This window comes from Candidatus Thorarchaeota archaeon (genome assembly GCA_013388835.1).
Classification (GTDB): domain Archaea; phylum Asgardarchaeota; class Thorarchaeia; order Thorarchaeales; family Thorarchaeaceae; genus JACAEL01.
Window position 1 is genome coordinate 1 of sequence record JACAEL010000085.1, and the last position, 11408, is coordinate 11408.

Below are 11408 nucleotides of genomic sequence, written 5' to 3' on the forward strand. Positions count from 1 at the left end.
ATTTCTGCCAGGGCACAGTCAATGTGTGTTAAATAGGAATAGGTGAGCAGCGGAAATGGGTCGCAGAAGAAGACAGAAGGTCAGCAGAAAGCCACAGAAGCGCATACCAGATGTTTACCCTTGCCCCGACTGTGGAATGACCGCAATCAAGATTGAGATCTATCGCGATAACGCCATGGCGACCGTCAAGTGCGGTGCTTGTGGAATTGAGATGGTCATTGACGAGGTGAATCCCCTGACTGAGCCTGTCGATGTCTATGGGACCTTTGTAGATAGGTTTTATGAGGGACGAAAGGCTGCTGAAACCTGAGGGGAGCGTTCTCGCGCAAGCAAGTAGGTTCATGCTCGCAGAAGCGGTTTCAGACCTGTGCCTGCTGCCGCCGTCGGCCTTCTGACTCATGCTGAACCGTATCACGAGTCACTCGTCAGTCTGAGTCAAGTATTGCTCATGAGCAACCATTATAAGTCAACGCAAGTCGCTAACACGAGATTCCTATGCAGGCGGATCTACTAGCCACTATCATTGTTGTCCTCCTTAACGCGCTTGGACTTCTTACACTTGCCATGATACTGGGCTACACCGTTTGGGGCGAAGAGAAGGTAGAAGAGGAGTAGGCCTCTAGGAGAGGCGCTCGATGACTAAGGAGGCCAAGGAGATTGCGAAAGAGGCCCTTGGCAGATGTACCCCCCATGTGAGTAACCTAGAAGAGATGAAGGACCTCCTAGGTCGAATAGTGGCAGAGGAGGAGACTGTCGAAGGCATTCTCAAGGCCCTCCGAGAACGCGTGACATCGGCAGAAGTCACATTTCAGACAGACCTGCGGATTCTTATCAACGAGATTCTACATCTGGTGAGAGACTAGAAGGTCACGAACTTGAGTGTCTTTGACTCACTCGGTCCGAGATTCACCTCGTTCTTGGCAGAGAATGGAATCAAGACGCCAACACCGATACAGGAGAAGGCAATTCCCGCAATCCTATCTACTAGACAGGATATGTTGCTCTTGGCTCCGACGGGGAGCGGCAAGACTGAGGCATCGCTTCTTCCACTGCTATATCAGTTGGTCAGGATTCAGTCTGAGATGGAGCTATTCGGTTTCTACATACTGTATATCACTCCACTCAGAGCGCTCAATCGAGATGTGCTGAATCGCATAGAGAGACTCTGCAAGCATCTGGGACTCACTGTTGAAGTGAGGCATGGTGACACCACGCCTCATGAGAGAAGAAGACAGGCGGTCAGCCCTCCTAATCTACTCATCATGACACCGGAGGCATTACAGGCAATCCTCCCAGGCAGTAGACTCAGATATCATCTGAAGACCGTCTTTACAGTGGTGGTAGACGAAATACACGAAATAGCCGATAGTAAAAGAGGCACGCAATTGAGCTTGGGCCTTGAGAGACTGGAGCGGCTTGTTGGTACAAGAATACAGCGAATCGGTCTCTCAGCGACTGTAGGAGATCCTCGCAAGGTCGCCCAGCTGCTCAGCGGTGTCGACCGTGAAACCAAGGTGATATGGGCGGGGTACAGGTCCAGAGAGATGGACCTGAGAGTGGAGATGCCAGTGCCCAGCGTTCAGGACGTGGAAATCTCGAGGAGAATAGCATATCCACCGCCATCGGTAAGCCGTCTGAGAAGAATCATTGAACTCATCAACGAGTACACGTCAACGCTTGTGTTCACTAACACAAGATCATTTGCGGAAACACTTGGGGCCAAAATGCGACAAGTCGACCCGCCCTTCGAGTTCGATGTTCATCACGGTTCATTGTCTAAGGAGGTGCGACTGCAGGCGGAACAGAGAATTCGAAGAGGCACATCCAAGGCAGTGATTGCCACATCGAGCCTAGAACTGGGAATAGACATAGGCCAGGCCGACCTGGTTGTACAGTATAGCAGCCCCAGACAAGTCTCAAGAGCCCTCCAGCGGGCAGGTCGTGCAGGCCATGGCATGAATAGAGTTGCACGAGCAGTGCTGCTGGCCACAATGAATCTGGATGACGTGACCGAGTGCGGAGTCATACTCAGACGCGCAAGGCTCAACAAAGTCGAGGCGGCGTCAATTCCTGAGATGTCATGGGACGTGCTGGTCCACCAGATATGCGGCATCCTGTTGGATGTGGGAGAAACTGACTTCAGAGAAGTGTATTCAACTACGAAGTCAGTCCATGCCTTCAGGCTTCTGGACGAAAGCGGCTTGAGGCGAATCTTGGCGTTCATGGAGAGTAGAGGTCTAGTTCGCATAGAGAATGACACTCTGAAACCAGGAAGACGCACACGCATATTCTACTACGAACACCTGAGTACAATACCAGACGTTCGTCAAGTCAATGCAGTAGATATCATTACTAGGCAGAGTATAGGAGTACTGGATGAGGACTATGTCACAGAGAACGTAGAAACTGGCTCAGTCTTCGTGATTCGCGGGAGGCCATACCGCGTTGTGGTCATAGAGGAGGGGGAGGTCATCTGTACGCCCGCAGCAGAGTCTGACAGTGATGCACCGCGCTGGATTGGAGAGATGATTCCCGTGCCAATGGAGGTTGCGACGGAAGTTGCTGATGTCTGGAACAGAGTCGTAGGAATGGACAAGGATGAGTGTGCACGATGGCTTCGGCATAGATACGGACTCTCAGACACTGCTCAGGAGTACCTGATTGGCGCAGTCACAGAGGCGAAGAGAGTACTGGGCACGCTGCCTTCAAGGGACCGGGTGGTGATTGAAGACTTTGGCGATGGATTGGTCATACATATGCCATTTGGTAGCCGCGCAAATGAAACACTAGGAATAGTATTGGCGGCGTTGATCACAACACGCTCGGGGAGAGACGTCGGAGTAGAACGAGACCCCTATCGAGTCCTCTTCGTGTCTGGAGAGAGGATAGACCCCGACATGGTCTCAGAACTGCTCAGATCTTATGACAGTAAGCAGGCATCTGAGATTCTCCGACGGGCTCTGAGGAACACACAGACCTTCACATCGAGGTTTGTCCATGTGGCCCGCAGGATGGGCGTGATTCCTCGCGAGTCGAAGACGAAGGAGATACCGGTTCAGAAGATAGTCCAGGCCTATCATGACACGCCTGTCTTCGAAGAGGCGATGAGAGAGGTGATTAGTGAAAAGATGGATGAGAAGCAGATGGGCAGGATACTCGACAGACTGACCACAGGGAAGATAGAGATTGTGATTGCAAGGACTCCAAGTATGTCACCACTGGCACGACTCATCGTTGAAGAGAGGTCGCGTTTCGAAGTCGTGGGGGAGTTGACCGAGGAGGAGGAAATACTGAGGCTAATCGAACAGAGGCTCACAGCGAAGAGATTCAGGCTGGTCTGTGTCAATGGGGACTGGGAGTCTGTCAGAACTGTATCTACGCTCGAGGATGCAGTTCTATGTCCAAGATGTGGCTCGGCAATGATTGCTGCACTCCCACAGAGGGAGACTGCCTTCGGGAGAATAGTCAAGAAGAGAGCAGAAGGTCAGTCCCTCTCTGCTGAGGAGCTGAGGAAGTACTCAAGAGGTATGCTCACCGCGAGTCTCGTGGCTCATTATGGCAAGAAAGCACTAATTGTGCTTGCAGGAAGAGGGATTGGTCCAGCAACGGCATCAAGGATACTGAAACCTGGGCGGATAGATAGACACACACTCCTGAGGGGAGTCGCAGATGCGGAGGCACAATATGCTCGAACGCGCCAGTTTTGGGATTAAGCCCGACAAACCGCTTGTAGTATTCGTAGGCAGAAGCAATGTAGGCAAGAGCACAGTGATAAGGGCGCTCACTGGAGCGAAAGTACGAGTGGGGAAGAGGCCCGGTACGACCCGTAGAGAAGTCATGATAGATGCGGGTTCAGTCACAATAGTTGACTTTCCGGGCTTTGGACACATGACAGGACAAAGCAAGAAGTCGATAGAGAAGACAAAGAGCGACATTGTAGAGAGTCTTGAGAGATGGAGCAAGAGAATCGTTCTGAGCGTACTTGTGATAGACATAGCCATGTTTCCACAACTTGTAGAGAGATGGGAGAGCAGGGGTGAGATTCCCATTGACCTCGAGTTCTATGACTTCCTGTTGGAAGTCTCAAGAGCTGTACTCATAGTTGCCAACAAGACAGACAAGATTGGAAGAGCAGACCTCACGGAGGCGGTCGCTCTCTTGCGTGAGAGGACCAAGAAGGCCGCGGGACAAGAACCTCTGATTATCGAGACTGACGCATCTCGTCGTCTGGGGCTAGACAGACTGAAGATAGCCATTGAGGATGTACTGAGGTGTCAGGCGATTGCCCTCCCAACGTGGTAGATGCCTGTCATGGCTTCATCTTCTTGACAATATAGTACGCCAGACCCACGAACAGCAACACAGAGGAGATTGCTAGCATAGGTGGGATTGCACCCGGTGCTTCGACGAATTCCTGTGACAACCAACCGAGTATGTTCATGAACAGGCGGGAGTTGTCAGCAGAGTAGAACCATTGCGTTTCTCGCCGACTGTCGGATGTAGGCAGGTCGAGAGGACGACCTGAGAACATGATGGTGGACCCACACACTACTACCCTGCTGCTATCGTACTCAAAAGCGGCAAGCCAAGGTGGGCGTGTGCCATTGATGGCGGAATACTTGAGTGGATGCTGTGCCAGGTCTGCAAGGCTCATATTCGGGAAGGACGTGTTGCCATAACTGAATGGGCTCACCTTGAACTGCGCAAAGGAGCTCTTGTAGCCATTGGCGACGGCACTCGCAGTGTCTATCGGTCTGAGAGTAGCAGTCATCACCAGCAGCTCGTTGATGTCCCTGAAAATCGGATGCGTAGAGTCCCAGCTGGTGCTGTCAAGCCGTATGACATAAGGAACGCTCTTGTTCAAGGCATGGTCATAGTCGAACATCGTGTCTGACCATATCGAGTCGGGACCAGTCTGATTGGTACTGAAACGTACACCGGTCATATTGAGCTGATCCAAGAACCTGTTGACCGCCACATTGTCCCCCAAGTCTTGGAAAGGTGCTTCAGACCAGTACCGGGAGGTCTGGTTAATCATCGGGTCACCAAGCACGAAGAGGGAACTCCCGTTGGCAAGCATCTTGGTAATTGCTATGCTCTCGTTCTTTGTATACTCGTATGTGCGGTCTGGGGAGGCAACAATCAGGATGTCCACATCCCTCAAGACGGTCTCGTTGATTGGAGTGTCTCTATGCACTTTGACAATGTAACGAGTGGAAGCATTGACCATGTCAAGCATCAGTTTCAACCCGTTTGCGGCGTCGCCAGGTTCAAACTGCGGACCGTGACTTGCGTCGTATAGAATAACGACCGGATCCAGCGGACTCTGAGCTCTCACATCTGTCTGGAAACTCGACACGAAAAGCAGCAGCACCAGTACAGCGACGTAGACTTTGGGAGGGTTCCTGCGATTCAATGTTGACTCCATCCGACCTTCTGGCTCAGCTTGCAAGCGCCACTCTGGGCAGAGTTTTAAACGTATCTGACGAACAGCCGACGACGCTCACTGTCAGTCGGTCCTTCGCCACATCACAAACAGCCGACGACGCTCACTGTCAGTAGACTCAGCACTGAGATAGGCCTTGCGAATCTCAGCAATCTTCTGTGCAAGCATGTGGTAACACATGTCAAATTCGTTCTTGATGACTACCGACTGATAGAAGCTCCTGCAGCTGCAGTACAAATCGGGAACAGTCAGGTACTCGCGTGCTCGACCTCTCACAATCCAAGTCACAGACCCACTAGGAGAGAAATGATACCGAATCACACGACCCTCTTCTACCAATTTCAGAGCACGAACAAAACGTTTCCCATAGCGGTCTCGGAAGTGTTGAACGGTGCTCTGACTGAGAATTGGTTCTGCTAGGAGCTGGACTTCGTAGGCGCTGAGTACCATGTCATCTCTCTTGCTTCATCACTTGCGTTAAAACCTTCCACTCATTCCATCTTCACCAGAACAGCCATGAAGCTAATCCTCGAAGACAGGGCGGTAATTGTCAAGGGAAGCTCCCACACCTCTATGATTCTATCGGACCTGCACATTGGCTATTCGGTAGAGCTGTCGATTACGACTGGAGTGGAGTTTCCATTCCAGCATGAGTTCATGCTCTCACGCATAGAAACTCTGATTGACAAATATGATGTCGAAACCGTTTTCGTGGCAGGAGACCTCAAACACACCATCGGCGTGGACCACAACTACAACTGGAGTGCGATTCCTGAACTCACAGAGCGACTCTCCCAGCGTGTCAGATTAGTCTTGGTACCTGGAAACCATGATGGTGACATACAATGCCTACTACCCCGGCGGGTCACTCTCGAGGACGTCAGAGGTTGTATCACAAAGATCGATGGGGTCTCACTGGGAATCATGCACGGACATGCATGGCCTGCTGGTGACTTAATGGACTGTGACTTGATAATCATGGGACATTGCCATCCAAGCATAAGAAGACAAAGAACCGTTTCTGTGAGTGGTAGACGCGTCACAAGAAACGCAGGTACCATTCCGGTTGTTCTGAAGATCAGAGTAGACAGAGACTGTGTGCGTCGGTGTGCAGGAATGACCGTGGGCGACAGCAAAGCTCCACTAGAATGCGTAGTGATGCCAGCTTTCAACTCGCTCATCTCAGGTGTCGGTGTTGACAGAGAGGACTTCGTGCTCGCAGGTCCGATGTTCGGAAACGGGTGCGGGAGGTGCGCGTCACTCATGGAGGCAGAGGTATACAGCACAGCTGGTGTCTTCTTGAACACAGTTCAGGCCTTAAGAAGGGATGAGTCCGCTCGCTCAACCAGCCGTGCAATTCGAGGCTTGGAGTAGGGCTTGATTCTACGCAGGGTGTGCAGCAGCTGCCCGGATGCAAGACACTGGTAGACATCTAATGTAGGAATGCGTACGTTGACGCACAGAAACGCAGAGGATGAGCCTTCTGTGCCTTGTGAGATCCATACAGTGGTTGCTGGCATTGGTAACGTTTATCTTGACTGTTCTCACCCTCTACCTTGCGCAGGTCAATAAGATCCCGAGGACCTGTGCCATCGTAATGGGTTGGTGGTCTAGCTTGGCTATGATACTTGGTTCGGGACCAAGTGGTCAGACTGTGATGCACCATGCGTCACAGGACCAAGAGTTCAAGTCGTGACACACCAGGTGTCATGAGAATTCATCTCCTCCAGCCCACCACCAGCCCAAGTGTGCAACGGTCCAATTGCTCACAAGACTAGAAGAGCCGGATGTGCGAGGTGGATGCCTCAGTCTGTGCACGGCCGCCACCTGTGATTTGGCGGTTGAGGGCTCGATGAAACCTCTAGACGGAGGTTTCGACCTTTCTATAACATCACATCGTCAAAAGACGAAATGCTTATCACAATGCTCCTGTCAGCGCTTCTATCATGTCTAGCCAACCCTCTGCTCGCGAGCGGCTGGCCCGAAGGATTGCCGGGGAAATCGCTCTCTCAGACCATCCAGGTCAGGCTATGCGCATCTGGAGAGAACGATTCAGGTTGGCTCAGATTGTCTTGGCAGAGCATCTTAACGTGAGTCCAAGCGTGATTAGTGACTACGAGTCTGGTAGGAGGAAATCACCGGGGACCGCCACAATACGGAGGTTCGTGATGGCACTCCTGTCTCTAGATGAGAGATTGGGAGGACAGGTGACGTCTGCATTCGTCAGGCTCATGGACGTTAGCCTAGTCGATCTAAACATAGTACTTGCAATAAGCGAGTTCACGTCACCAATGACTTCGGAAGAGTTCTGCAGGAAACTGAAGTGCGAGGTCCTGTCAGGGAAGGACTATCTCAAGAGGCCCATATACGGTTACACATTGGTTGATGTGGAGAAGGCTGTGAAGGAATTGAACAGCGAGGACTTCCTCAAACTCTTTGGTGCTACCACTGAACGATGCTTGATCTTCACAAGGGTGAACACAGGACGAGCACCAATGATTGCGATAAAGTCGCAGGAGTTCAAGCCTACACTTGTCGTGTTGCATGGAGCCGGGCAGATAGACCGACTGGCACTCGAACTGAGCGAACAGATGCGGATACCAATGGCGGTCAGCAAGATAGGCTCGCTCGATGTGCTCGTGAAAGAACTGCGTGAGATTAGCCCGGGTTAGGAGAGAATCATCTCCAATATGGCCATGCGCGTCACGACACCTGCTTCAACTTGGTCAAAATACCTGGCCTGTGGTGTGAAGTCTACTGCGGTATCCAGCTCGTCTACACGGGGCAATGGATGGAGGATTATCGCGTCCTTCTGCATCAATGCCACCTCTTGCAGTCTGATTCGGAACTTCCCCTTCACCGCTTCATACTCGCCGATGTCAGGGAAACGCTCCTTCTGTATTCTAGTCATGTAGACCACGTCAACATCCTTTACGGCCTCCTCCACACTGTCGACCTCTGTTACTTTGACTCCGGCTCTGAGCATCTCGTCCACGATTGCGGGCTTCATTCGGAGCTGTGGTGGAGCTGCCAGCTTGATGCGGACATCGTAGAGGGACAGCGCCATAGCCAATGAGTGGACCGTGCGACCGTACTTCAGGTCACCACACAAGGAAACGGAAATCCCGTCAATTGAACCTTTCATCTTCTTGATGGAATAGAGGTCGAGAAGGGCTTGAGTTGGGTGTTCTTCCGAGCCGCTGCCGGCGTTGATTATAGGAATCCTTGAAAACTCAGCCGCCAAGCGTGCAGAGCCGTCAAGCGGGTGACGCATGACAATAACGTCTGCATATCGCTCCACGGTCCGAATAGTGTCTGCCAAGGTTTCTCCCTTTCCGCCGGCACTTGAAACGCTGACGTCTGCAAAACCGAGAACCTTGCCTCCTAGACGCAGCATTGCGCTCTCGAATGATAGACGTGTGCGAGTGGACGGCTCAAAGAACAGACAGGCCATGATCTTGTCATGCATCTTGTCGCTTCGCCGAGTGGAGACCTCCTCCATCTCTGAAGCACGTTTGAGAATCGCATCGATATCGTCACGGGTCAGGTCCTGAATACTGATGAGATTGTGGAATCGACTCATTGGCGTCTTCCTCTCTGGTACCGGGGAGAATAACCATTCACTTTAAACTTTCCAGAAACGAGGAAGCTAGCTCTGCCGATTTGAGGAGTTGCGCCCGTGCTTTCGAGCGACCTCAACTTTCCGAATTGGAACCCCAGCCTCTATCAGTAATTGACTGGCAAGCGGGTCTTCATACTCCTCTATGTAGACAATCTCAACGATTCCGGCGTTAATCAACATCTTAGTGCATATGCTGCACGGTCGGGTTGTGCAGTAGAGGATGGCTCCACGAACGCTAACACCATGATAGGCGGCCTGTATGATTGCGTTCTGTTCTGCGTGGAGACCTCTACATAGCTCATGCCGCTCTCCGGGTCGCACACCCAATTCCTCCCTGAGACAGCCCGTCTCATCGCAGTGCCTCAGGCCCTTGGGAGCCCCATTGTATCCTGTAGAGAGAATCTGCGACTCCTTCACAATCACGGCACCCACCTGATTCCTCAGGCATGTGCTTCTTGAGGAGACTAGGTCAGCAATCTCGGAGAAGTATACATCTTTGCTCTTCCGTGCCAAGAACACTCGCACTCCTCCGCTGTCAGCAAGTGTGTGACTTAAGAAGCTCTCCTTCAGAGTGGTGCGGGCCAAATAACGACTCAACGGACAGCCATGTGGACAGGCAATACAATTCACTGTTAGATAGAAAAAGGAGGTAGGTGCATGGACTCTGTTGCAGAAGTCAAGTCCGGAGTCGGCAGAGGAGATAGCATTGACTGATTTGCGCCGAGTGCGGATACTGAGGGCTTCCTGTGCCAGCCTCAGCCATGCGGTGACTGGTCATGACCACTTATGCAACAGAGTCAGGTGCATGACAAAGCTAAAAAGGGTCGTGCAGGTGGCAACTTGCAGCTCAGGCGTTCGCGGCAGCTGCCCCGAAGTTGGACAACCTTGGGCATGCACCGGATCGTGCTTATGTGTCTCTGTGGCACAGAACTCGCGAGGTCAACTCGATACTTTGACTGACCTAGAGAAGTAAGCCGCCCCAGTGCCGGTTCTTGGGAGCAACAAGACTCCTGTGTCCAATCAGCAATGAACGGCAGGACTGACTCGGATGAAGCAACGTAAGGGCAAACTGATAGTATGGCCCGCATATCTTGACTCGGATCTTACAAGGTCCAGAGGACGCAAGATACCTGCAGGTCTTGCAGCTCCGGCGGTGACTGTAAAGATGCTGAAGGAGGCGGCGGACCTAGCAGGGCTTGATTCGGAAGTTCAAGCAGAAAAGAGATACCCGCGCGATAGCACATCGAACCAAGGGTACCTTGTTGTTGAAAACCCTGAATCACACAAGAAAAAGAGGATATTGCTGATGCTTGCTAAGGGCGTCCGAAGAATTGTCGCAAGACAGGAGGCGGAGCGACTTCAGGCGGCCAAGAAGGGCAAGAAGAAGGCGCGTAAGCCGTGAGCTGTACAGGATAGTGTTTCACAGATGCGTCGACTTGGTAGAATAAGTCATGTGTCCCAGCAGGGGCATCTCATACTCAGAACTGAGAAGTCGCCGCCGATTGGCGCCAAGGTAGTCGACAAGAAGGTGAAACCGGTCGGCACGATCATCGATGTCTTTGGGCCGGTCAAGGAACCATATGTTTCGATAAGTCCTGTGAAGGGTGTTGATACTGAAAGCATTGTTGACCAAGTAGTCTACATCTACAAGAAACCTGAGAAGGATGCGAAGCGGTAGACAGCGGAGTGACTTCTGCTTCAGAAAGATATACATCCATGTACTGAGTAGTACATTGAGATACAATAGAAAACAAGCAGCTTCCGAACATTAAATATGGAGCGTTGCCGTTCAGCCGCTTGTTATGTGTCTAGTCCAAGGTCATCAAAATGAGTGTAGCCAACAGCATACTGAACGAGCTACGTGCCGTTGGTAGCAAAGGCCTCCTCATCAGAGAGCTGACCGCTAGACTGAAGCTCGACCAAGAACAGATAGTAATGACGATTAAGCAGTTGATTTCCGAGGGAATGATAATGCAGAAGAACGATGTGGAAGGCACTAAGTACGTCATCAGTGAGGCGATGACCGGAGGCGTAGACCATGGCAAGCTATCAGACTTGAATGGCTGCCCTTGTTTCCACTGTCTCAAGATATCCAGATGCGGCATCAGACAACCAGACTCACCACTCTCATGCAGAAAGCTTGAGGAGTGGGTGGTGGACTCTGGACTCTCCGCGGCGAACTAGTCAGCTTTCCAGGCACCTTTAGGACCTGATGCCAACAGATAGATTTCGGCGCTTGTCTTCCTCGAGGCATCCGGTTTCAGCAGTTTCACACTTTGAAAACTCTTGCGAACTGATTCAAGGAACTCGGTGAAGCCGGGACCCTGGAAAACCTTCGTC

Annotated in this window: 14 protein-coding genes and 1 tRNA gene; 10 read left to right on the plus strand and 5 right to left on the minus strand. The window is 51.8% G+C overall.

Annotation, left to right across the window (positions count from 1 at the left end):
• Window positions 1–55 precede the first annotated feature (55 nt).
• The 4 genes from HXY34_13015 (at window position 56) to engB (ending at window position 4302) form a co-directional block, all read left to right on the plus strand.
• The gene (locus HXY34_13015; protein NWF97056.1) at window positions 56–310 is read left to right on the plus strand and encodes a hypothetical protein; all 255 of its coding nucleotides are present in this window, start codon (window positions 56–58) and stop codon (window positions 308–310) included.
• A 325-nt stretch (window positions 311–635) separates the two neighbouring features.
• Entirely contained in the window at window positions 636–863 is a 228-nt protein-coding gene (locus HXY34_13020) for a hypothetical protein (protein ID NWF97057.1), read from the plus strand.
• Window positions 864–875: 12 nt separating this feature from the next.
• Window positions 876–3713 carry a DEAD/DEAH box helicase gene (locus HXY34_13025; protein ID NWF97058.1) on the plus strand — a complete coding sequence of 946 codons (2838 nt, stop codon included), beginning with the start codon at window positions 876–878 and terminating at the stop codon, window positions 3711–3713.
• Entirely contained in the window at window positions 3685–4302 is a 618-nt protein-coding gene (gene engB, locus HXY34_13030; protein NWF97059.1) for a GTP-binding protein EngB, read from the plus strand. The genes HXY34_13025 and engB overlap by 29 nt, the downstream gene beginning before the upstream one ends.
• Before the next feature lie 7 nt (window positions 4303–4309).
• On the opposite strand, the gene HXY34_13035 is transcribed toward engB, so the two are convergent.
• Together HXY34_13035 and HXY34_13040 are read right to left on the minus strand one after the other, a co-directional pair.
• Window positions 4310–5416 carry a hypothetical protein gene (locus HXY34_13035; GenBank protein ID NWF97060.1) on the minus strand — a complete coding sequence of 369 codons (1107 nt, stop codon included), beginning with the start codon at window positions 5414–5416 and terminating at the stop codon, window positions 4310–4312.
• 93 nt (window positions 5417–5509) lie between these two features.
• Entirely contained in the window at window positions 5510–5896 is a 387-nt protein-coding gene (locus HXY34_13040; protein ID NWF97061.1) for a hypothetical protein, read from the minus strand.
• 66 nt (window positions 5897–5962) lie between these two features.
• Here HXY34_13040 and HXY34_13045 point away from each other — a divergent pair, with 66 nt between their 5' ends.
• The 3 genes from HXY34_13045 to HXY34_13055 all read left to right on the plus strand — a co-directional run bounded on the left by HXY34_13045 (window position 5963) and on the right by HXY34_13055 (window position 8118).
• Complete coding sequence (locus HXY34_13045) at window positions 5963–6820, plus strand: metallophosphoesterase (protein NWF97062.1); 858 nt, start codon at window positions 5963–5965, stop codon at window positions 6818–6820.
• A 225-nt stretch (window positions 6821–7045) separates the two neighbouring features.
• Window positions 7046–7183: transfer RNA gene (locus HXY34_13050), tRNA-Pro, on the plus strand.
• 209 nt (window positions 7184–7392) lie between these two features.
• On the plus strand, window positions 7393–8118 hold the full coding sequence (locus HXY34_13055; protein NWF97063.1) for a helix-turn-helix domain-containing protein: 726 nt from the start codon (window positions 7393–7395) through the stop codon (window positions 8116–8118).
• On the opposite strand, the gene pyrB is transcribed toward HXY34_13055, so the two are convergent.
• Both pyrB and HXY34_13065 read right to left on the minus strand, forming a co-directional pair.
• Window positions 8115–9029, minus strand: a complete 915-nt coding sequence (gene pyrB, locus HXY34_13060; protein NWF97064.1) for an aspartate carbamoyltransferase — start codon at window positions 9027–9029, stop codon at window positions 8115–8117. The two genes, HXY34_13055 and pyrB, sit on opposite strands and share 4 nt — an antisense overlap.
• Window positions 9030–9095: 66 nt before the next feature.
• A complete protein-coding gene (locus HXY34_13065) occupies window positions 9096–9581 on the minus strand; it encodes a cytidine deaminase (protein NWF97065.1) in 486 nt (161 codons plus the stop codon).
• Window positions 9582–10116: 535 nt separating this feature from the next.
• On the opposite strand from HXY34_13065, the gene HXY34_13070 reads away from it, so the two are divergent.
• From HXY34_13070 to HXY34_13080, 3 genes are all read left to right on the plus strand, one after another.
• On the plus strand, window positions 10117–10470 hold the full coding sequence (locus HXY34_13070) for a signal recognition particle protein Srp19 (protein ID NWF97066.1): 354 nt from the start codon (window positions 10117–10119) through the stop codon (window positions 10468–10470).
• Window positions 10471–10494: 24 nt separating this feature from the next.
• Window positions 10495–10746 carry an H/ACA RNA-protein complex protein Gar1 gene (locus HXY34_13075; protein NWF97067.1) on the plus strand — a complete coding sequence of 84 codons (252 nt, stop codon included), beginning with the start codon at window positions 10495–10497 and terminating at the stop codon, window positions 10744–10746.
• 149 nt (window positions 10747–10895) lie between these two features.
• A complete protein-coding gene (locus HXY34_13080) occupies window positions 10896–11252 on the plus strand; it encodes a hypothetical protein (GenBank protein ID NWF97068.1) in 357 nt (118 codons plus the stop codon).
• Here the strand turns inward: HXY34_13080 and HXY34_13085 are convergent.
• A partial coding sequence (locus HXY34_13085; GenBank protein ID NWF97069.1) for a 23S rRNA methyltransferase occupies window positions 11249–11408 on the minus strand: 160 nt, incomplete at its 5' end. The genes HXY34_13080 and HXY34_13085 overlap by 4 nt on opposite strands.

Excerpts from the sequence above, each read along its gene's own strand:
- HXY34_13015 (NWF97056.1), top strand. The coding sequence starts at position 56 with ATGGGTCGCAGAAGAAGACAGAAGGTCAGCAGAAAGCCACAGAAGCGC.
- engB (NWF97059.1), top strand. The coding sequence starts at position 3,685 with ATGCTCGAACGCGCCAGTTTTGGGATTAAGCCCGACAAACCGCTTGTA.
- HXY34_13040 (NWF97061.1), bottom strand. The coding sequence starts at position 5,896 with ATGGTACTCAGCGCCTACGAAGTCCAGCTCCTAGCAGAACCAATTCTC.
- HXY34_13075 (NWF97067.1), top strand. The coding sequence starts at position 10,495 with ATGCGTCGACTTGGTAGAATAAGTCATGTGTCCCAGCAGGGGCATCTC.
- HXY34_13045 (NWF97062.1), top strand. The coding sequence starts at position 5,963 with ATGAAGCTAATCCTCGAAGACAGGGCGGTAATTGTCAAGGGAAGCTCC.
- pyrB (NWF97064.1), bottom strand. The coding sequence starts at position 9,029 with ATGAGTCGATTCCACAATCTCATCAGTATTCAGGACCTGACCCGTGAC.
- HXY34_13055 (NWF97063.1), top strand. The coding sequence starts at position 7,393 with ATGTCTAGCCAACCCTCTGCTCGCGAGCGGCTGGCCCGAAGGATTGCC.
- HXY34_13020 (NWF97057.1), top strand. The coding sequence starts at position 636 with ATGACTAAGGAGGCCAAGGAGATTGCGAAAGAGGCCCTTGGCAGATGT.
- HXY34_13070 (NWF97066.1), top strand. The coding sequence starts at position 10,117 with ATGAAGCAACGTAAGGGCAAACTGATAGTATGGCCCGCATATCTTGAC.
- HXY34_13080 (NWF97068.1), top strand. The coding sequence starts at position 10,896 with ATGAGTGTAGCCAACAGCATACTGAACGAGCTACGTGCCGTTGGTAGC.